General features: G+C 65.5%; 15 protein-coding genes. 9 read left to right on the top strand and 6 right to left on the bottom strand.

What is annotated here, in order from left to right; all coding sequences use genetic code 11:
- Positions 1-33 precede the first annotated feature (33 nt).
- The 4 genes from A3Q7_RS0106645 to A3Q7_RS0106630 form a co-directional block, all read right to left on the bottom strand.
- Entirely contained in the window at positions 34-873 is an 840-nt protein-coding gene (locus tag A3Q7_RS0106645) for an HDOD domain-containing protein (RefSeq protein ID WP_018411078.1), read from the bottom strand.
- A gap of 18 nt (positions 874-891) precedes the next feature.
- Positions 892-2,136, bottom strand: a complete 1,245-nt coding sequence (locus A3Q7_RS0106640; protein WP_018411077.1) for an EAL and HDOD domain-containing protein — start codon at positions 2,134-2,136, stop codon at positions 892-894.
- A 145-nt stretch (positions 2,137-2,281) separates the two neighbouring features.
- A complete protein-coding gene (locus A3Q7_RS0106635) occupies positions 2,282-3,658 on the bottom strand; it encodes a phosphomannomutase/phosphoglucomutase (RefSeq protein WP_018411076.1) in 1,377 nt (458 codons plus the stop codon).
- 96 nt (positions 3,659-3,754) lie between these two features.
- Positions 3,755-4,324: a TetR/AcrR family transcriptional regulator gene (locus A3Q7_RS0106630; RefSeq protein WP_018411075.1), complete on the bottom strand. Its 570-nt coding sequence runs from the start codon at positions 4,322-4,324 to the stop codon at positions 3,755-3,757.
- A 128-nt stretch (positions 4,325-4,452) separates the two neighbouring features.
- Between A3Q7_RS0106630 and A3Q7_RS0106625 the strand changes: the two genes are divergently transcribed.
- From A3Q7_RS0106625 to A3Q7_RS0106615, 3 genes are all read left to right on the top strand, one after another.
- A complete protein-coding gene (locus A3Q7_RS0106625; RefSeq protein ID WP_018411074.1) occupies positions 4,453-5,205 on the top strand; it encodes an electron transfer flavoprotein subunit beta/FixA family protein in 753 nt (250 codons plus the stop codon).
- Positions 5,206-5,217: 12 nt separating this feature from the next.
- Positions 5,218-6,153 carry an electron transfer flavoprotein subunit alpha/FixB family protein gene (locus A3Q7_RS0106620; protein ID WP_018411073.1) on the top strand — a complete coding sequence of 312 codons (936 nt, stop codon included), beginning with the start codon at positions 5,218-5,220 and terminating at the stop codon, positions 6,151-6,153.
- 123 nt (positions 6,154-6,276) lie between these two features.
- The gene (locus tag A3Q7_RS0106615) at positions 6,277-8,061 is read left to right on the top strand and encodes an acyl-CoA dehydrogenase (protein WP_018411072.1); all 1,785 of its coding nucleotides are present in this window, start codon (positions 6,277-6,279) and stop codon (positions 8,059-8,061) included.
- A gap of 853 nt (positions 8,062-8,914) precedes the next feature.
- Here A3Q7_RS0106615 and A3Q7_RS0106610 read toward each other — a convergent pair.
- On the bottom strand, positions 8,915-9,520 hold the full coding sequence (locus A3Q7_RS0106610; RefSeq protein ID WP_018411071.1) for a response regulator transcription factor: 606 nt from the start codon (positions 9,518-9,520) through the stop codon (positions 8,915-8,917).
- Positions 9,513-11,435: a sensor histidine kinase gene (locus tag A3Q7_RS0106605; protein ID WP_018411070.1), complete on the bottom strand. Its 1,923-nt coding sequence runs from the start codon at positions 11,433-11,435 to the stop codon at positions 9,513-9,515. The genes A3Q7_RS0106610 and A3Q7_RS0106605 overlap by 8 nt, the downstream gene beginning before the upstream one ends.
- Positions 11,436-11,848: 413 nt before the next feature.
- Between A3Q7_RS0106605 and A3Q7_RS0106600 the strand changes: the two genes are divergently transcribed.
- From A3Q7_RS0106600 to A3Q7_RS0106575, 6 genes are all read left to right on the top strand, one after another.
- Positions 11,849-12,817 carry a methyl-accepting chemotaxis protein gene (locus A3Q7_RS0106600; protein WP_232417848.1) on the top strand — a complete coding sequence of 323 codons (969 nt, stop codon included), beginning with the start codon at positions 11,849-11,851 and terminating at the stop codon, positions 12,815-12,817.
- Between the two features lie 12 nt (positions 12,818-12,829).
- On the top strand, positions 12,830-13,198 hold the full coding sequence (locus tag A3Q7_RS0106595; RefSeq protein WP_026224570.1) for a response regulator: 369 nt from the start codon (positions 12,830-12,832) through the stop codon (positions 13,196-13,198).
- Positions 13,199-13,212: 14 nt separating this feature from the next.
- On the top strand, positions 13,213-13,536 hold the full coding sequence (locus A3Q7_RS0106590) for an STAS domain-containing protein (RefSeq protein ID WP_018411067.1): 324 nt from the start codon (positions 13,213-13,215) through the stop codon (positions 13,534-13,536).
- 31 nt (positions 13,537-13,567) lie between these two features.
- A complete protein-coding gene (locus A3Q7_RS0106585; protein WP_018411066.1) occupies positions 13,568-15,805 on the top strand; it encodes a chemotaxis protein CheA in 2,238 nt (745 codons plus the stop codon).
- 108 nt (positions 15,806-15,913) lie between these two features.
- Positions 15,914-17,527 (top strand): methyl-accepting chemotaxis protein, encoded by a 1,614-nt coding sequence (locus A3Q7_RS0106580; RefSeq protein WP_018411065.1) that lies wholly within the window; start codon positions 15,914-15,916, stop codon positions 17,525-17,527.
- A 129-nt stretch (positions 17,528-17,656) separates the two neighbouring features.
- Positions 17,657-19,951, top strand: a complete 2,295-nt coding sequence (locus A3Q7_RS0106575; RefSeq protein WP_018411064.1) for a methyl-accepting chemotaxis protein — start codon at positions 17,657-17,659, stop codon at positions 19,949-19,951.
- The last annotated feature ends 5 nt before the right edge of the window (positions 19,952-19,956 follow it).

The raw sequence follows: 19,956 nt of genomic DNA, 5'->3' as shown, positions 1-19,956 counted from the left end.
GGCCCTCTCCTGTTGCGCGGGGTACGGCGCGTTTCAGGCGGCCATGTCCAGCAGCGGCGCATTCGCCGCACAGTCGCGGATGGCAGGCACCAGCGCGAGGCGGTCCAGGCCGCAGTCATCGGTCAGCGCCTTGTTCAGATGTTCGGCGATGTTTTCCGGCTGCACCTGGTCCTCGATGTCGAAGGCGAGCTGGGCCGCCAGATGCACGATGCGCGCGAGCTTTCCCGCATCCGGGTGCTGCGGCTGGGAATAGTGCTTCAGCGCCTGCACGATGTCGTCCGGGAAGTTCCAGCGCACCGCCAGTTCGGCGCCCACCTCGCAGTGATTGGTATGCAGCTTCACCTGCTCGACCGCGGCGCGTTCCGCCACGCTGAGGTCGCGGCAGTCACGCGCGATTTCCTCGGCCACGCGGGGGAAGGCGATGTGGATCATGAGCTGGCCGACGCGGTGCATCAGGCCGGCGCTGTAGGCGGATTCGGCATCCATGCGCGCCTCCTTCGCAAGCATCGCGGCAGCGCTGGCCGTGGTGAGTGCATGGCGCCAGAAATCCTTCAGATCGACACCCTGCACCTTGGTGAACACGCCGGTCAGGCCGGCGGAAATCACCAGTGTGCGCATGGCACGCGTGCCGATGAGGGTGATTGCCTCGTCGATCGAACCTACCGTGCGTCGACCGGCATAGAAGCCGGAGTTGGCCAGGCGCAGCACCTTGGCCGAAATGGCGGGATCCTGCTTGATGTCGGCGATCAACGGGTGCAGATCCGCATCTTCATCCTTGAGGGTGGCGATCAGTTGCTGCACCACGCGCGGAATGCTGGGGAGCTGGCCCGCGGTGGCAAAGAGGCGTTCGATGGCAAGGCTGGGCGTCAGCATGGTTGTCTTCCTTTGCGGTCACTGAATGCGCGGGGTGCTCAGCGCGGCCGCCCAGGCCATTGCTTCGCAACTTGCGCGGTTGAAATCGTCCATCGTCAGGCCCGGCAGTACGTCAAATGCGCCGGCAAATGCGGACAGGTCGTTGTGCTCCCAGTGCTGGACCAGAAGCAGAAGTCGTCCCAGCGCTCCATCGCCCTTCAGCAAGGCATCGCGTATGGACGCCTCTACCGTGAGCGTTTTCAGGACTTCTTCCATGGGCAGCCGCAGCAGGGCGGGCAGCAGCGACAGTATGCCGGTCAGGAAGGCGCTTTCGGCGTCCATATGCCGGCCGCCGTGCGATTCGACCAGCAGTTCCATGGTACGGGCGCGCGTGGCGGCCATTTCCAGCAGCGAAGGCGGTGTATTCGGGTTGGCACAGAACAGCAGCAGTTGCAGCCAGCGCTGCAACTGCTGGCGGCCGAGCAGCGTGATCGCCTCGCGCACGGTGGATATCTGGCGCTTGCTGCCACAGCCCACCGAATTGGACATGCGCATGAGGTTCAGCAGCAGCGCCGGATCCTGCTTGACCACGGGTTCCATCAGGGTCACGTCGGCGTCGGTGAGCACCAGGCCGAGCAGGCGCAGCAGCGTGCTTTCGGCAGCGGTCAGCCCGCGTGTGCTGAGAATGCTGGGGCGCGCGAAGTAATAGCCCTGGAAGTAGTCGAAGCCGAGATCGCGGCACAGCGCCGCCTGTTCCTCGCTGTCAACCTTCTCGGCGAGCAGCCTGGCCTTGAACGGACGGAAGCGCGCGACCACGTCGGCGAGCTGTCCGGCGGGTACGCCCAGCAGGTCTATCTTGATGAAGGTGGCCAGCTCGATCAGCGGGCGGAAGGCTTCATCGAGATCCAGCACGTCGTCGAGCGCGATGCGGAAACCGCGCCGCACCAGTTCGCGGGTGCGCGCGACAACCTCCGGGGTCGGCCGCACCGTTTCGAGGATTTCGATCACGATCTTGTCGGGAGGCAGCCATTCGATGGCTTCCGACATGAGCATGCTCTCACTGACATTGATGAAGCCGAAGGACTCTCCGAGCGCCTTGTCCAGGCCGAGCTCGTTGAATACGCCCGTGATGACACGGGCGGTGGCATTCAGCTCACAGTCGATGCTGGCGACGTTGACCTGGCCGGAACGGAAAAGCAGTTCGTAGGCATAGGTCGAGTTGCTGCGGTCCAGTATCGGCTGGCGGCCGACATAGATGTCTTGTGTGAGTTCTTCGCAGACCATGTGCTGTTTTCGGCACGGTCTGCGGCGGGTTGAGGCCTTTCCAGCGGAATATTTTCACGCCGGACATGCATACCCGTCGGTGTGCGAAAGACCTGCGAATCAAGGAGATGGGCGGCAGTCGCCGGAACGGCTGCCGCAGCGCCGGTCAGAAGGGCAGGGCGACCCCCGGACGGGCGGCTTCCAGCACGCGGCGGAAGTCGGACTGGATGCGCGCGAGCGCCGCATCGTTGTCCGCCTCGAAACGCAGCACGACCACCGGCGTCGTGTTCGATGCGCGCATCAGGCCGAAGCCGTCGGCGTATTCGACGCGCAGGCCGTCGATCTTGATGATGTCGCGCGCGCCGTCGAACTGCGCCGTTTTCTGCAGTTCGGCGATCAGCGCATGCGGCTCGCCCTCATTCATCTTGAGGTTCAGTTCCGGCGTCGAGGTGGCGGTGGGCAGCGCCTTCAGCACCGCGTTGGCATCCGGCGACGCGGACAGGATTTCCAGCAGGCGCGCGGCGGCGTACAGACCGTCGTCGAAACCGAACCAGCGTTCCTTGAAGAACATGTGGCCGCTCATTTCGCCGGCCAGCGCGGCGCCGCTCTGCTTGAGCTTGGCCTTGATCAGCGCGTGGCCGGTATTCCACATGACCGGCTCGCCACCGTGCTCGCGTATCCACGGTGCCAGCAGGCGGGTGCACTTGACGTCATAGACGATCTGCGCACCGGGCTGGCGCGACAGCACGTCGGCCGCGAACAGCATGAGCTGGCGGTCCGGATAGATGATCTCTCCGTCGCGCGTGACTACCCCCAGCCGGTCGCCGTCGCCGTCGAACGCCAGACCGATCTCGGCATCGCCGGCGGCCAGCACGCGGATCACGTCTTCCAGGTTTTCCGGCTTGGACGGGTCGGGGTGATGGTTGGGGAAGTTGCCGTCGACCTCGCAGAACAGCGGCACGATTTCGCAGCCCAGCGCCTCGAACAGGCGCGGCGCGATGTCGCCCGCCACGCCATTGCCGCAGTCGATCACCACCTTCATGCGGCGCTTGAGCTTCACGTCGCCGGTGACGCGGGTGATGTAGGCATCGCGTACGTCGGCCTGGCGGGTGGTGCCCTGACCGTGCGCCAGGTCCTTGTCGATGATGCGGCGGCGCAGGTCCTGGATGAGGTCGCCGAACAGCGTCTGGCCGCCCAGCACCATCTTGAGGCCGTTGTAGTCGGGCGGATTGTGGCTGCCGGTGACGCTGACCGCGCTGTCGGTGCCGAGATCGAAGGCGGCGAAGTAGGACAGCGGTGTCGGCACGCAGCCGATGTCCAGCACGTCCACGCCGGCGGCATTGATGCCCTGTGCGAGCGCACCGGCCAGTTCCGGGCCGGACAGGCGGCCGTCGCGACCGACGGCTATCGTGCGCTGACCGCGCTTCACCGCTTCCGAGCCGAGTGCGTGGCCGATGGCGCGCACAGCGTCGGCAGTCAGCGTCCTGTCGACGATGCCGCGGATGTCATACGCCTTGAAAATTTCCGGTGCCGGGAAGGACATGTCTTTTCCTCTCTTGTATCGAATGCGGCAATGCAAAATCGCCCGCGATTATCCCGCGTCCGCATGACGCCTCGTGCGACATTGTTTTGCAAACTGTCAGCGGGCCGTGATGAGGTTGGCGATGAACTGCCGGGTTTGTTCCGCGCGCGGCAGCCGCTGTACCGTGTCCATCATGCCCAGCCCGAACAGACAGGCGTACAGCAGCACGCTGCGGTCGGCTGCCTCGGCGGATGCAAAGCCGGCCGCTTCGAACAGTCGCGATGCGCATTCGATACGCAACGCATCGACTTGCTGTACCGCCGCCGCAGCCGCAGCGTCCTGCGTGGCCCAGGCGCGAATCGCCAGTTCCACCCGCAATCCGCGCGGATTGGGTGAGTCCCCGTAGGCGGCGACCAGCCCGCGCAACCGTGCGGCTTCTTCGCCAGGCGGACCTTCGGTGCGCGCGCGGATGTCGGCGATGCGCCCGTCGCGCCAGTCGGCCAGAAGTGCATCCAGCAGCGCCCGCCGGTCCTTGAAATGCCAGTAGAAACTGCCCTTGGTCAGGCCCAGTTCGCGCGCCAGGCTTTCCACCTTGATGCCCTCGGGTCCGCGTTCGGCCAGTGTGCGGCTGGCGGCGCGCATCCAGGTGGCGCGGTCGGTCTGTGCGCGTGCATGCGGTGCCGGCATGAAGCTATTCCGTTTTTCGTATTGACCCCGGCGACTAGCATACGCTAGCGTATGGATACTGACATCGTGCTCTGCGCTGTGCGGAGCGATGGAATGTGCGGTTTTGTGCCTGTGCAGGAGATGCCTCGATGAAAATTCTGGTCCCGGTCAAACGGGTGATCGATTACAACGTGAAGATCCGCGTCGCGGCCGACGGCAGCGGGGTCGAAACGGCGAACGTGAAGATGTCGATGAATCCGTTCGACGAAATCGCGGTGGAAGAGGCAGTGCGACTGCGCGAAGCCGGGGTGGCCAGCGAAGTGGTGCTGGTGTCCTGCGGCGTGGCTGGCTGCGTCGACACCTTGCGCACCGGCATGGCGCTGGGCGCGGACCGCGCCCTTCATGTCAGCAGCGACGCGGAACTGCAGCCGCTGGCGGTGGCCAGGCTGCTGAAGGCGGTGGTCGGGCGCGAACAGCCCCATCTGGTGATCTGCGGCAAGCAGGCGATCGACGACGACGCCAACCAGACCGGCCAGATGCTGGCCGCGCTGCTGGGCTGGGGCCAGGCGGCCTTCGCGTCCAGGGTGCAGATCGGCGACAACCGGGCGTCGGTCACGCGCGAGATCGACGGTGGTCTGGAAACGGTGAGCGTGGCGCTGCCCGCGGTCATCACCACCGATCTGCGGCTGAACGAACCGCGCTTCGCCAGCCTGCCCAACATCATGAAGGCCAAGAAGAAGCCGCTGGATACCGTGACGCCGGACGAACTGGGGGTCGATGTGACACCGCGCCTGAAGACGCTGAAGGTCGCCGAGCCGCCGAAGCGCGCGGCCGGCGTCAAGCTGGCGTCGGTCGCCGAACTGGTCGCGAAGCTGCGCGACGAAGCCAAAGTGCTGCGCTGAGGAGCCGCCCGCATGAGCATTCTGGTCATTGCAGAACACGACAACGCCGGGCTGCGCCCGGCCACCCTGAACACGCTGACGGCGGCGGCGAAGATAGGCGGCCCGGTCACCGTGCTGGTGGCGGGCAGCGAGTGCGCCGGTGCCGCTGCTGCGGCGGCCGCGCTGCCGGGCGTGGCGCGCGTGCTGAGCGCCGATGCGCCGCATCTGGCGCACCCCACCGCCGAGGATATGGCGGCCGTCGCGCTGATCGCGGCCGCCGGACATTCCCATGTCCTGGCGCCGTCCGGCAGCTTCGGCAAGAACTTCATGCCGCGCGTGGCGGCCACGCTGGATGTGGCCCAGGTATCCGACATCGTCGAGGTGGTGTCGGCCGATACCTTCGTGCGCCCGATCTACGCCGGCAATGCGCTCGCCACGGTGCAGAGCGCCGATGCGGTGAAGGTGATCACGGTACGCGCGACCGCCTTCGATCCGGTGACCGCTTCCGGCGGCAATGCGCCGGTCGAGGCCCTGCAGGCGCCGCCACCCAGCCCGCTGTCGGCCTTCGTGTCGCAGGAACTGTCGACTTCGCCGCGACCGGAACTGGGCAACGCCCGTGTCGTGGTGACCGGCGGTCGCGCGCTGGGCAGCGCCGAGGCCTATCGCAGCGTGCTCGAGCCGCTGGCCGACAAGCTGGGCGCCGCAATGGGCGCCAGTCGCGCGGCGGTCGATGCCGGCTACGCGCCGAACGATTTCCAGGTCGGGCAGACCGGCAAGATCGTGGCGCCTGACCTGTATGTCGCGATCGGCGTGTCGGGTGCCATCCAGCATCTGGCCGGCATGAAGGATTCCAAGGTGATCGTGGCGATCAACAAGGACGCCGACGCGCCCATTTTCCAGGTGGCCGACTACGGTCTGGTCGGCGATCTGTTCGAACTGGTGCCGCAACTGGTGGAGGCGCTGGGCTGATCAGGCGGTCAGGTCCGTTTCCGGGCCGGTTGGACCGCTCGCTCACCGAGGCATGGCCGCGGTGCGCGGCCTGGCAGGTGTAGATCCCTACAGGGCCGTCAGAGCCCGGAGGAGGAGTTGCCGATGAGCGAATACATCGCACCGCTGCAGGACATGCGGTTAGCCCTCGATCTGGCCGGACTGGACGAGGTGGTGGCGCTGCCCGGGTACGAGGACGCCAGTCGCGACGTGGTCGATGCCATGCTGGAAGAAGCGGCCCGGCTGACCGGCGAACTGCTGTCGCCCCTGAACCGCGTCGGCGACCGCGTGGGCGCATCGCTGGGTGAGGACGGCCGGGTGACGTTGCCCGATGGTTTCCAGGCCGCCTATCGCGCGTGGGCGGACAACGGCTGGAACGGCATGGGCTGCGATCCGGCCCATGGTGGCGCCGGCATGCCGCATCTGGTGGTCACCCAGATACAGGAAATGGTGATGGGCGCCAATATGGCGTTCTCTCTGTGTCCGCTGCTCACCGCCGGCGCCATCGAGGCGCTGGCGCTGTGCGGCAGCGAGGCGCAGAAGGCGCTCTACCTGTCGCGCATGGTGAGCGGCGAGTGGGCGGGCACCATGAACCTGACCGAACCGCAGGCCGGCTCCGACCTCGCGGCGGTGCGCACGCGTGCCGAACCGCGGCCGGATGGAAGCTGGCGGCTGTTCGGACAGAAGATATTCATTACCTTCGGCGAGCACGAACTGGCATCCAATATCGTGCATCTGGTGCTTGCCCGCACACCGGGCGCGCCGGAAGGCGTGAAGGGCCTTTCGCTGTTCATCGTGCCCAAGTTCATTCCCGATGCGGATGGCCATCCGGGTGCGCGCAACGATCTGCGCTGCGTGTCGCTGGAACACAAGCTGGGCATCCACGCCAGCCCCACCTGCGTCATGGCCTATGGCGACGGTGAGGGTGCCACCGGCTGGCTGTGCGGCGAGGAGAACCGCGGCATCGAATACATGTTCATCATGATGAATGCCGCGCGCTTCGCGGTCGGCCTGCAAGGCATCGCTGTGGCCGAGCGGGCCTGGCAGCGCGCGCACCGGTATGCCAACGAGCGCATGCAGGGCAGCGAAGCCGGTATGCGCGGCGGCGGGCGGGTGGCCATCGTGCGCCATCCCGACGTCCGCCGCATGCTGTTGCGCATGAAGTCGCAGGTGGATGCGATGCGACTGGTAGCGGCAGTCACCGCGGCCGCACGCGATTGCGCGGCGCGCCATCCTGATCCGGCGCAGCGCGCCGAAGCACAGGTTTTTGTCGAACTGATGATTCCCGTGGTGAAGGGCTGGAGCACGGAAACCGCGGTCGACATCGCCTCGCTCGGCGTGCAGGTTCACGGCGGCATGGGCTATATCGAGGAAACCGGCGCTGCGCAATACCTGCGCGATGCGCGCATCACCACCATTTACGAAGGCACGACCGGCATCCAGGCGAATGACCTGGTCGGACGCAAGATCGTTCGCGACAAGGGGGCCGCCATGCATGCGCTGGTGGAGCGCATGCGCGCGCTCGCCGCCAGCGATCTGCCGGTGCCGTTGCAGCCGGTCGCTCGCCGGTTTCGTGAAGCGATCGATGCGCTGGAACGCGCCACCGGCCATGTGCTCGCGACATGGGGGGCGGACATGCGCCTGGCGCTGGCGGGCGCGGTGCCTTTGCTCATGCTGTTCGGTCGTGTCGTCGGTGGCTGGCAACTGCTGCGTGCCGCTCTCAGGTCCCATGAGCTTCTGGAACGGGGTGATGGCGACGCAGCCTTCCTGCATGCGCGTATCGTGTCGGCGCGCTTCTATGCCGATCACGTGCTGACCGAGTGCGAAGGGTTGGCTCGCACCGTGTGCGAAGGCAGCGACGCCGTGCTCGACGAAATGGCAGGACTGTAGCGCCCGTCCGCTGTCGCTGCATCGCGGCCAGAGGCCGCTCCCACAAAAGCTCTCGCCGATCGCGAACGGAGCCGGGGTTTGGTGGGAGCGGGCTTGCCCGCGATTCAGCCTCGAACGAAGCCCGCGGCCGGCATGGCCCGCATCGCGGCCAGAGGCCGCTCCCACAAAAGCTCTCGCCGATCACGAACGGAGCCGGGGTTTGGCGGGAGCGGGCTTGCCCGCGATTCAGCCTCGAACGAAGCCAGCGACCCGCATAAGCCCCATCGCGGCCAGAGGCCGCTCCCACAAGAACTCGCCCGAACCGTCATCGGAGCCGGGGTTTGGTGGAAGCGGGCTTGCCCGCGATGCAGCCTCGAACGAGCCCGGCGGCCGGTATGGCCCGCATCGCGGCCAGAGGCCGCTCCCACAACAGCTCTCGCCGATCACGAACGGACGCGGGGTTTGGTGGGAGCGGGCTTGCCCGCGATGCAGCTTCGAACGAAGCCGGCGGCCGGTATGGCCCGCATCGCGGCCAGAGGCCGCTCCCACAAAAGCTCTCGCCGATCATGAATGGAGCCGGGGTTTGGTGGGAGCGGGCTTGCCCGCGATGCAGCCTCGAACGAAGCCGGCGGCCGGCATGGCCCGCATCGCGGCCAGAGGCCGCTCCCACAAAAGCTCTCGCCGATCACGAACGGACGCCGGGTTTGGCGGGAGCGGGCTTGCCCGCGATGCAGCCTCGAACGAAGCCCGCGGCCGGCATGGCCCGCATCGCGGCAAGAGGCCGCTCCCACAAAAGCTCTCGCCGATCACGAACGGCGCCGGGGTTTGGTGGGAGCGGGCTTGCCCGCGATTCAGCCTCGAGCGAAGTCGGCGCCTACTTCCGGCTGGCGAGCACCTGGGCGAGTTCCACTGCGGAACGCACGCCCATCTTTTCGAAGATGCGCGCGCGGTGGACTTCGACGGTGCGCATGGTGACACCGAGATCGCTGGCGATCACCTTGTTCATCTGGCCGGCCAGGATGCGTTCCATCACCTCGATCTCGCGGCTGGTGAGCTGGGCCAGGCGCTCTTCCAGCTCGCGTTCGGCGAGACGGCGCGCCGCGCTCTGCCGGTGCTGTTCGAGCGCAGCGACCGCGCGGTCGACCAGATCGTTGTCGTTGAAGGGCTTTTCGACGAAGTCGAACGCGCCCTGTTTCAATGCGGCGACGGCCATCGGCACATCGCCGTGGCCGGTCAGGAAGATGACGGGCATGCGGTGACCGTGTTCGCCCAGCCAGGCGAACAGTTCCAGTCCGCTCATGCCCTCCATGCGGATGTCCAGCACCAGGCAGCCGCAGCGGCCGAGTTCGCCGCTGTCGATCAGAGCCTCCGCAGATGGCCACAAGCGCACCGTGTGGCCGCGCGAACGGAACAGCCAGCCCAGCGCATCGCGGATGGCTTCGTCGTCGTCGACGATGTGGATCTGGTCGTGCTCAGGCATCGATCGGCAATTTCATGATGAAAACGGTGCCTCCGCCGTCCGCGTTTTCGTACCACAGCCGCCCGTGGTGCAGTTCGACGATGGAACGGCAGATGTTCAGGCCCATGCCCATGCCATCCGGCTTGGTGGTGAAGAAGGGGGCGAAAAGCTTGTCTCCCAGGTCGGGTGCGATGCCGCGACCATGGTCGCGCACCGCGACCTGTACGCCACTGCCGTCGGCGCTGGTCTGTATCAGCAGGCGGCGGCGACCGGCATCGACATCCGCCATCGCGTCCATGCCATTGCGTATCAGGTTGAGCAGCACCTGTTCCATCATCACGCGGTCCGCCCGTACGTCGGGCAACTGACCGGCCAGCGAGGTGCTGATGCGGATGTCGCGCTTGCGCGCATCGGCTTCGATCAGGCCGACCGCCTCCTCGACCACGTGATTGAGCGAGCAGGGCAGCCGCTTGGGTTCCGAACGGCGCACGAACTCATGGACGCGACGGATGATGGTACCCGCGCGCCGCGCCTGTGCATTCATTCGCGCCAGCGGCTCGCGCAACTCGCCGGCATCGGCCTGTCCGTGCTCCAGCATGTTCAGGCAGGCGGTGCTGTAGCTCGATATGGCCGACAAGGGCTGGTTCAGTTCGTGGGCCAGCGTGGAGGCCATTTCGCCCATGGTGATGAGGCGGCCGGTGAAGGCCATCTTTTCCTGCTGCTGCCGATACAGCTCTTCCGCCTGCTTGCGTTCGGTGATGTCCTGCACCGAACTCATCCAGCCCACATGGCGACCGTCGGCATCGACCAGAGGCGCTTCGGTGATGAGCACGTCGAAGCGCTCGCCATTGCGGCGCACGAACTTCAGTTCGATCGCTTCATGCGACAACGCGCCGCCCTGCAGGATTTCGTCGTGCAGCGCACGTATCTCCTCGGCCTGCTCCGGTGCCCAGTAGGGCATGGGCGGACGCATGGCCATCAGTTCCCGTTCGCTCCACCCCACCATGCGGCAGAAGGCGGTATTGACATGGGTGATGCGTCCTTCGAGGTCGCGTGCGCGCAGGCCGATCACCAGCGAATTCTCCATCGCGCTGCGGAAGGCGTGTTCCGCCCGCAGCGCCTGCTCGGCCTCGAGACGGCGCGCGAGATGGCGGCGCAGCGCCCACATGCTCCACAGCATGGCCATGGCCAGACAGACGATGGTGGCCACCAGCAGCGCCGGCAGCAGCCGCGTTTCAGTGTGATAGGCGGTGACGCGCAGGCGCAGGCCATGTCCCGGAGGATCGAAGGACAGGGCGTAGCTCAATTCGTCCTGGCGCGCGTCGACCTTGGATTTGCTCGCCAGCACGGTTTCGACATTGTCGATCACGTCCAGCTTGTAGCGCTCGGCAAACCACCAGGGAATCGATTGCGCCAGCATCTGGCTGATCGCATAGCGTCCCCTGACCCAGCCTTCATCGCTGCCCAGTGGCACGAGGACATCGAAATGGACATCGCCGCCGATCAGATGAGGCGGCAGATAGACCGGTCGCCCGAGCTGGCTGGCGAGGCGGGCCGGACCGGCAAGATCGGGGTCGTCCACAACAGAGCTGTCCTGCGGCTCGACCGCAACCAGACCGTGACCATTGGCGATCAGGTTGCGCGCACGCAGTTCGAACGCGTACGCGTCGAGCTGCCGTTCCAGGCGCTCGCGGCCGAGCTGTGCCATGAGTTCCGCGTTGCGGTCGAGATGGAAGCGCAGGTCCTGCTCCATCCACAGCACATCGCTGATCATGGCCTGACGCTGGTCTTCGCGGTCCTGCTCGTGCAGCCACCCGATCAGCGCGGTAATGGCCAGCAGGAACAGCACCACCGCCACGCGCGGCAGCATCCAGTACCAGCCGTGGCTGGCAGCGGGCGGAGCGGGACGCAGCGGGGGATGCGGCAGCGAACTCATCAAGGGGATGTCGGGGCTTGAGGGAGCGTGCCGATCATACGTCGGAGCGGGAGCCCGACCGCTTCGGATATCCACAGTCACCGAACTCACGGCTGGTCGCGCCGGCGCGTGGAGATATCCCCGCATAAAGAGCTTAAGTCCGTACGCGTACAGGTCGTAAATGTGCCTAGAGGGGCAACGTCAATGTGCGACGGTCGCGCCGAACGGCCTCTATTGAGGGAGTGAAGAACTTGGCAAAAACCTTGCTGATATTGGCTCAGGGCATCGCGGCAGCGGGTGCGGGCGCACTCGCAGTCGTGCCGGCTGGCATGCCTGTTGCCGCCCGCGCGAGCGGGCTGCTCGTGCTGTGTGCGGTCGCAATATGGGCAGCCTTCAGACTTGGACGAACATCTGTTCAAGATATGCCCCGCGACATGGCGGAACCGGTCGGCGCCGATCCTGTGATCGGTGAACTGGAAAGTGACCTCAAGCTGGTGGCCGGCACCGCCGCCCCGATCTGGAAGCGACAGATATCGGTCGTGCGCCAGCAGGCCGAGGTGGCCATCGGCGAACTGGTACAGCGCTTCTCCGGACTGGCTTCGCGCCTCGACGCTGCGGTGTCGACCTCCGGCGCAGCATCGGCGGACGGCTCGCAGGCCGCGGTCGACCAGGTACTGAAGTCCTCGCAGAGCCAGCTCACCCAGGTGTTGAGCGGCATGTCCGGCGCGCTGGAAGACAAGAACAAGGTGCTGGCGCAGATACGCGAACTGGCCAGTTATGCGGAAGACCTGCGCGGCATGGCGACTTCGGTGCAGCAGGTGGCCGACCAGACCAATCTGCTGGCGCTCAATGCCGCGATCGAGGCGGCGCGCGCTGGCGAGGCAGGGCGCGGTTTCGCGGTGGTCGCCGACGAAGTGCGCAAGCTGTCGACGGCGTCCGGAGACACCGGTCGCAAGATCGCGGAAAAGGCGCAGCTCGTCAGTGACGCCATCGTGAGGTCGGCGCGCATGGTGGAGAACTCCACCAGCCGTGACATCGAATCCTTCAAGACTTCCGAGACCAGCATCCAGGGCGTGCTGTCCGATTTTTCCCGGCTGCTCGACGTGCTCGAGCACTCCAACGCGGAACTGCGGCATCAGGCCGAAGGCATACAGCAGGAAATCGCGGCCACGATGCCGCATCTGCAGTTCCAGGACCGCATAGACCAGGTGCTGGCCCATGTCTGCGCCAGCCTGGACGAGCTGGGCGAGCGCGTCGCCTCGGCTCCGGAAGGTCGGGCGCCCGACCTGAAGCCGCTGATCGACAACCTGGAACGCAGCTACACCACCCCCGAGGAACGGGGCAATCACGCAGGCGGCAAGGGTGGCCAGGCGGCCGCCAGTGACGATCTCGTCTTTTTCTGAGGAGTTCACGCGATGGCAAAAACAATCATGGTGGTCGACGACTCGTCGTCGCTGCGCCAGGTGGTCAGTCTTGCGCTGAAGAGCGCCGGCTATGACGTGTTCGAGGCGGCCGACGGCAAGGACGCGCTGTCCAAGCTCACCGGCCAGAAGGTGCATCTGGTGATCAGCGACGTGAACATGCCGAACATGGATGGCATCACCTTCGTGAAGGAAATGCGCAAGCTGGCCGCCTACAAGTTCACGCCGGTCATCATGCTCACCACCGAGAACCAGGAATCGAAGAAGGCGGAAGGCCAGGCGGCCGGCGCCAAGGCCTGGATGGTGAAGCCGTTCAAGCCGGACCAGATGCTGATGGCTGTGTCCAAGCTCTGCCTGCCCTGATCCGGGAGTCCGCCATGGAAATCGAACGCAGTGACGATGGCGCCACGGTAGAGCTGGCCATGATCGGCGAACTGACCATATTCGGCGCCGCGGAGACCTACGGCATGCTCACGCGCGTGCTGTCGGAAAAGCGCGATCTGCGCATCCACCTCGGTCGCGTGACCGAAATCGACAGCAGCGGCGTGCAGATACTGCTTGCCGCCAAGCGCGCCGCAGAAAAACAAGGTCATGCCTTTTCCCTGGTGGCACACAGCGAGGCCGTCCTTGAAGTGATGGATCTGATGCAGCTCAGCCCGGTGTTCGGCGATCCGGTCGTCGTTCCCGCACAGGCGGCCTGAGTCGCTGCCCCCGCACAGAAAGGACGGACTCATGAATCTGGAACCCGCACTCGAAGCCTTCTTCGCCGAAGCGGACGAGCTGCTTACCCGCATGGAAGAATCGCTGCTCGGGCTGGAAAGCGCGCCCGACGACAGCGAACTCATCAATGACATCTTCCGCGCCGCGCATACCATCAAGGGCACGGCCGGGGTGTTCGGCTTCGACGACGTCGTGCGCTTCACGCACGAGGTGGAAAGCGTGCTCGACCGCGTGCGCGATGGCGAAATCGCCGTCACGCCGGACGTGATCGGCCTGTTCCTGCGCAACAAGGACCATATCGGTGCGCTGGTGCGCGCGGTGGCGGAGAAGACCGACATCGACGACGCGCAGCGTGCCGACGGCGAAACGCAGCTCGCGGAACTGCGCGTATTGCTTGGCAAGCCGGCAGCGGTGCCCGCCGCGACGGGTCTGGTCGCTGCGGACAAGCCGGCGGTGGGTGCAAGCGCTCCGGACATGGAATCCGGCAGCGGCAACTGGCACCTGTCCCTGCGCTTCGGAACAGACGTGCTGCGCGGCGGCATGGATCCGCTGTCCTTCCTGCGCTATCTGCGCACGCTGGGCGACATCGTGCACCTGACCACGGTGATCGAGGCGCTGCCGAACTGGCTCAAGCTGGATCCGGAATCCTGCTACCTCGGTTTCGAGATCGATTTCCGCAGCGACGCGAGCAAGGCGGAAATCGAGGGCGTGTTCGAATTCGTGCGCGACGAATGCGTGCTGCACATCGTGCCGCCGCATGCCCAGGTTTCCGAATACATCAGCGTCATTCGCGCGCTTCCGGAAGACGTGACGATGCTGGGAGAAATGCTGGTCGCCAGTGGCGCGCTGACGCGCGCCGAACTGGAGCGCGGGCTGGCACTGCAGGCGGGCGCCGCGAGCGCCGCCGTCGAGCCGACAGCCGAGGGCGAACAGCCGGCAGCCGCGGTCGCACCGCCCCCGCTGGGTGAAATCCTGGTCGAGACCGGCGCAGTCAGCCCGGGCGTGGTCGACGCGGCGCTCACCCGGCAGAAGCAGGTGAAGGATGCCAAGGCGCAGGAGGCCCGTTCGCTGCGCATCGATGCCGACAAACTGGACCAGTTGATCGAACTCGTGGGCGAACTGGTGGTGGCCAGCGCCGGCGTGCAGAACGTTGCGCAGATGCTGGCGCAGAGCCAGCTCACCGAGGCGAGCGAAGTGCTGTCGCGGCTGGTCGAGGAGGTGCGCGACCAGGCGCTGTCGCTGCGCATGGTGCAGATCGGCGCCACCTTCCAGCGCTTCCAGCGCGTGGTGCGCGATGTGAGCCGCGATCTGGGCAAGGACATCGAATTGCAGATCAGTGGTGCCGACACCGAACTGGACAAGACCGTGGTCGAGCGCATCGGCGATCCGCTGATGCATCTGGTGCGCAATTCCATGGATCACGGCATCGAACCGACCGAGGTGCGCATCGCCGCCGGCAAGTCGGCGCGCGCCAAGGTGATGCTCAATGCCTATCACGAAGCGGGCAGCATCGTGATCGACGTGGCCGACGACGGCGGCGGTCTGAACCGCGCCAAGATTTTGCGCAAGGCGATCGAGCGCGGTCTGGTGCCCGAGGAGAACCAGCTATCCGATCGCGAGATAGACCGTCTCATATTCGAACCGGGCTTCTCGACCGCCGATGCGGTGAGCAATCTGTCCGGCCGCGGTGTCGGCATGGACGTGGTGCGCCGGGACATCGAAGCGCTGCGCGGCACGGTCGAAATCGACACCGAACCGGGCAAGGGGACACGCATACGCATCCGCCTGCCGCTGACGCTGGCCATCATCGATGGCTTCCGCGTCGGCATCGACAAGGCCAGCTTCGTACTGCCGGTGGACATGATCGTCGAATGCGTCGAACTGGCGGGTGCCACCCGCGATGCCGCGCGCATCCGCGGCTATCTGGACATGCGCGGCGAGGTACTGCCCTTGCTGTGGCTGCGCCAGGTGTTCGACATCCACAGCGATGCGCCCCCGCGCCGCGAGAACGTGGTGGTGGTGCAGTTCGGCCAGACCAAGGCCGGCATCGTGGTCGATCACCTGATGGGTGAACACCAGACCGTCATCCGTCCGCTGGGCAAACTGTTCAGTTCGCTGCGTGGCGTCAGCGGTTCAACCATCCTGGGCAGCGGCGAAATCGCGCTCATCCTGGATGTGGCGGGGTTGATGAAGATGGCGGTGAGCGGGACGACGGTGTCGCAGGCGGAATTGGCGGGATCGGCAGGTTGAAGATGAAGCGCGTTGCCGGCAGGCGGCGCATGGGGATATGGGAACGCAGGATCGTGGCTGAGCGGAGGCGAAAGCCAAACAGGGAAGGATGGAAAAATGTTCGGGAATATGAAGGTCGCCACGCGGCTGGCGCTGGGCTTCGGCATCGTGATCGCGCTGCTGCTGACCATATCGGTGATGAGCATCGTCAAGCTGGGCACGCTGAATGACAGCATGGATTTCATGCTGAAGGATCGTGTCGCGAAAGCCAGGATGCTGCAGGAACTCGTCAGGAACACGGTCGACAACGGCCGGCAACTGCGCAATATGCTGCTGGCCACCAGCGAAGCCGAGGCCGAAAAGAGCAAGGAAAAAGTGCTCGCCAATCGCGCGCGCAATTCGGAAGTGATGGCGACGCTGGAAAAGATGATCACGACCGATACCGGCAAGCGCTATATGGGGGTCATCCTGACTGCGCGCGCCACGCTCGGTGAGAAATACGAGCCGTTTTTCGCGATGGTCAAGGCGGACAAGGCCAAGGCAGTGGAGTTTCTGAAGGGCGACATGCTGCCGGCCAATACGGCCTACGAGAATGCGCTCAAGGATGTCGAGAAGTTCCAGGTCGAGCTGATGGAAAAGGATGCGCTGGCCGCCGCCGAAACCTTTCAGCAGACCAATACACTGGTGATCGGCATTTCCATCGGCGCGGTGCTGCTGGCGGCTCTGCTGGGTGTGCTCATCACGCGCGGCGTGCTGAGCCTGCTCGGCGGCGAACCGGGGTATGCGGTCGAGGTGATGAAGGAAGTGGCCGATGGCAATCTGGCGGTCGACATCGTGACCAAGCCGACCGATCGCAGCAGCCTGCTGTACGCGCTGCGCAGCCTGGTCGAACGCCAGGCCGAAGTGATTACCCAGGTGCGCGGCAGCTCGGATGCGCTGGCCAGCGCATCGGAAGAGGTGTCGGCGACGGCGCAATCGCTGAGCCAGGGCGCAAGCGAACAGTCGGCGGGCGTGGAACAGACCTCGGCATCGGTGGAAGAAATGTCGGCGTCGGTGAACCAGAACAGCGAGAACGCACGGGTGACCGACGGCATCGCGACGCAGGCCTCGCGCGAAGCGGCCGAGGGCGGCGAAGCGGTGAAGCAGACGGTGGAGGCGATGCGCAAGATCGCCGAGCGCATATCCATCATCGACGACATCGCCTACCAGACCAATCTGCTGGCGCTGAATGCGGCGATCGAGGCGGCGCGTGCAGGCAGCCATGGCCGCGGCTTCGCGGTGGTGGCGACCGAGGTGCGCAAGCTTGCGGAGCGTTCGCAGGTGGCGGCGCAGGAAATCGGCGGCGTGGCGAACGAATCGCTGAAGGTGGCGGCGCGCGCGGGCGAGGTGCTGGAGCAGCTTGTGCCGTCGATCCAGAAGACATCTGATCTGGTGCAGGAGATTGCGGCGGCGTCGGGCGAACAGGCCAGCGGCGTGACGCAGATCAACAGCGCGATGAGCCAGTTGAGCCAGACGGTGCAGCAGACGGCGTCGGCGTCGGAGGAACTGGCGGCAACGGCCGAGGAAATGAGCGGTCAGGCGCAGCAACTGCAGCAAGCCATGGCTTTCTTCCGGCTGCGCGGCGGCGCATCGGGCGGCACGCCGTCCGCACGTCGCAGCAGCGCGACCGTACGGCCGACCGCGGCACATCACGCGTCGGCGGCGGTGGATGGACCGTCCGAAACGGATTTCGCCCGCTTCTGAACATGAACAGCCCGGCGGACATGGCGACCGTCTGCCGGCATGCTGGATTGATCGGATCCTTGTCGCCCTTGATCGGAGGAGGTTGTGCAAATGAGTGATGCAAACGCAGGGCGATTCATCACACCGGGGATGCTGGGTTTCTTGGGCATTGCCGTACTCGCGGTGGGTGCCGGCTGGGCCGGCGTGCATCATCTCGACGGCCTGAAAAGTCTGGCTCTGATCAAGGATGCAGACGTAGCGGCGATCAACGACATGGCGAGCGATGGCCGCGGCCTGCTCATCGCGCTGAGCGCGGCGGTCGTTCTGCTGACGGCGGTGTGCGCCGCGCAGTTCGCGCGTCTGCGCAGCCGCACCTTGGGCGCCGAGCCGGCCTATCTGGCGGGTGTCGCGGAGCGTCTCGCTGCGGGCGACTTCTCCGCGGCGCGCGAACTGGGGGCCTCCCCCTCCGGTACCCTTGCCGCATCTCTGAATACCTTGTCGGCAAAGCTGGGTCTGCTGATGCAGCAGATGAAGCACATGTCCGCCGAGCACGACAAGGGCGATATCGATGTGGCGGTCGACCTGTCGCGCTTCGAAGGCGACTACCGCACCCTGGCGCAGGACGTGAACGATCTGGTTGCCAGCCACATCGCGGTGAAGAAGAAGGCGATGGCGGTATTCAGGGAATTCGGCGAAGGCAATATGGATGCGCCGATGGAAGCGCTGCCGGGCAAGAAGGCCTTCATCAACGACACCATCGAACAGGTGCGCCGCAACATCAAGACCTTCATCGAGGAAATGAATCACATGGCGGTCGAACATGATCGCGGTGACATCGACGTCATGATGGATGAGGGCCGGTTCAAGGGCGCCTACCGCACGATGGCGGAAGGGGTGAACCGCATGGTCGCCGGCCATATCGCGGTGAAGAAGAAGGCGATGGCGGTATTCAAGGAATTCGGCGAAGGCAATATGGATGCGCCGATGGAAGTGCTGCCGGGCAAGAAGGCCTTCATCAACGACACCATCGAACAGGTACGTCGCAACATCAAGACCTTCATCGAAGAGATGAACCACATGTCCGCCGAGCACGATCGCGGCGACATCGACGTCATGATGGATGGCGGCAAGTTCAAGGGCGCCTACCGCACGATGGCGGAAGGCGTGAACCAGATGGTCGCCGGTCACATCGCGGTGAAGAAGAAGGCGATGGCGGTGTTCAAGGCCTTCGGCGAAGGCAATATGGATGCGCCGATGGACGCGCTGCCGGGCAAGAAGGCCTTCATCAACGACACCATCGAACAGGTGCGCGGCAATATCAAGATGCTGGTCGCCGACACCGATCTGCTGGTGCAGGCGGCGCTGGCAGGCGACCTGGACAAGCGCGCCGATTCCGACAAGCACAAGGGCGATTTCCGCCGCATCGTGCAAGGCATCAATGACACGCTGGATGCGGTGATCAATCCGGTCAATGAAGTCATGACCGTGCTCGCGGCGATGGAGCGCAACGACCTGAGCATGCGGGTCGAGGGCAATTACCGCGGCAAGCTGCAGGACCTGAAGAATTCGGTCAACAGCACCAGCGACCGGCTGTCGCAGACCATAGGCGAAGTGATCAGCGTGGCCGACGGCCTCGCCAGTGCTTCGGAAGAGGTGTCGGCGACGGCGCAATCGCTGAGCCAGGGGGCGAGCGAACAGTCGGCGGGCGTGGAACAGACCTCGGCATCGGTTGAACAGATGTCTGCGTCGGTGAACCAGAACAGCGACAACGCGCGGGTGACCGACGGCATCGCGACGCAGGCTTCGCGCGAAGCGGCCGAAGGCGGCGAAGCGGTGAAGCAGACGGTGGAGGCGATGCGCAAGATTGCCGAGCGCATTTCCATCATCGACGACATCGCCTACCAGACCAATCTGCTGGCGCTGAATGCGGCGATCGAGGCGGCGCGTGCAGGCAGTCATGGCCGCGGCTTCGCGGTGGTGGCGACCGAGGTGCGCAAGCTGGCCGAACGTTCGCAGGTGGCGGCGCAGGAAATTGGCGGCGTGGCGAACGAATCGCTGAAGGTGGCAGGTCGCGCCGGCAAGGTGCTGGAACAGCTCGTACCGTCGATCCAGAAAACGTCGGACCTGGTGCAGGAAATCGCGGCGGCGTCGGGCGAACAGGCCAGTGGCGTGTCGCAGATCAACAGCGCCATGAACCAGCTCAGCCAGACGGTGCAGCAGACCGCTGCCGCGTCCGAGGAACTTGCCGCGACCGCGGAGGAAATGAGCAGTCAGGCGCAAACCCTGCAGGAAGCGATGTCGGTGTTCCGCCTGTCCGGCGAACAGCCGGGCTCGAAGCGATCCGCGCGCGGGCAGAGAGCGACCCACGAAGGCGTACGCGGCCAGGCCAGGCGCCTGTCGGGCACGGCCGAAGTGGATGCAGACAACGATTTCACCCGCTTTTGAGGAGT

The organism is Methyloversatilis thermotolerans (assembly GCF_000372885.1).
GTDB lineage: Bacteria > Pseudomonadota > Gammaproteobacteria > Burkholderiales > Rhodocyclaceae > Methyloversatilis > Methyloversatilis thermotolerans.
Note: the sequence above shows the minus strand (reverse complement) of the source record. Positions and strands in the feature narration are given on the sequence as shown.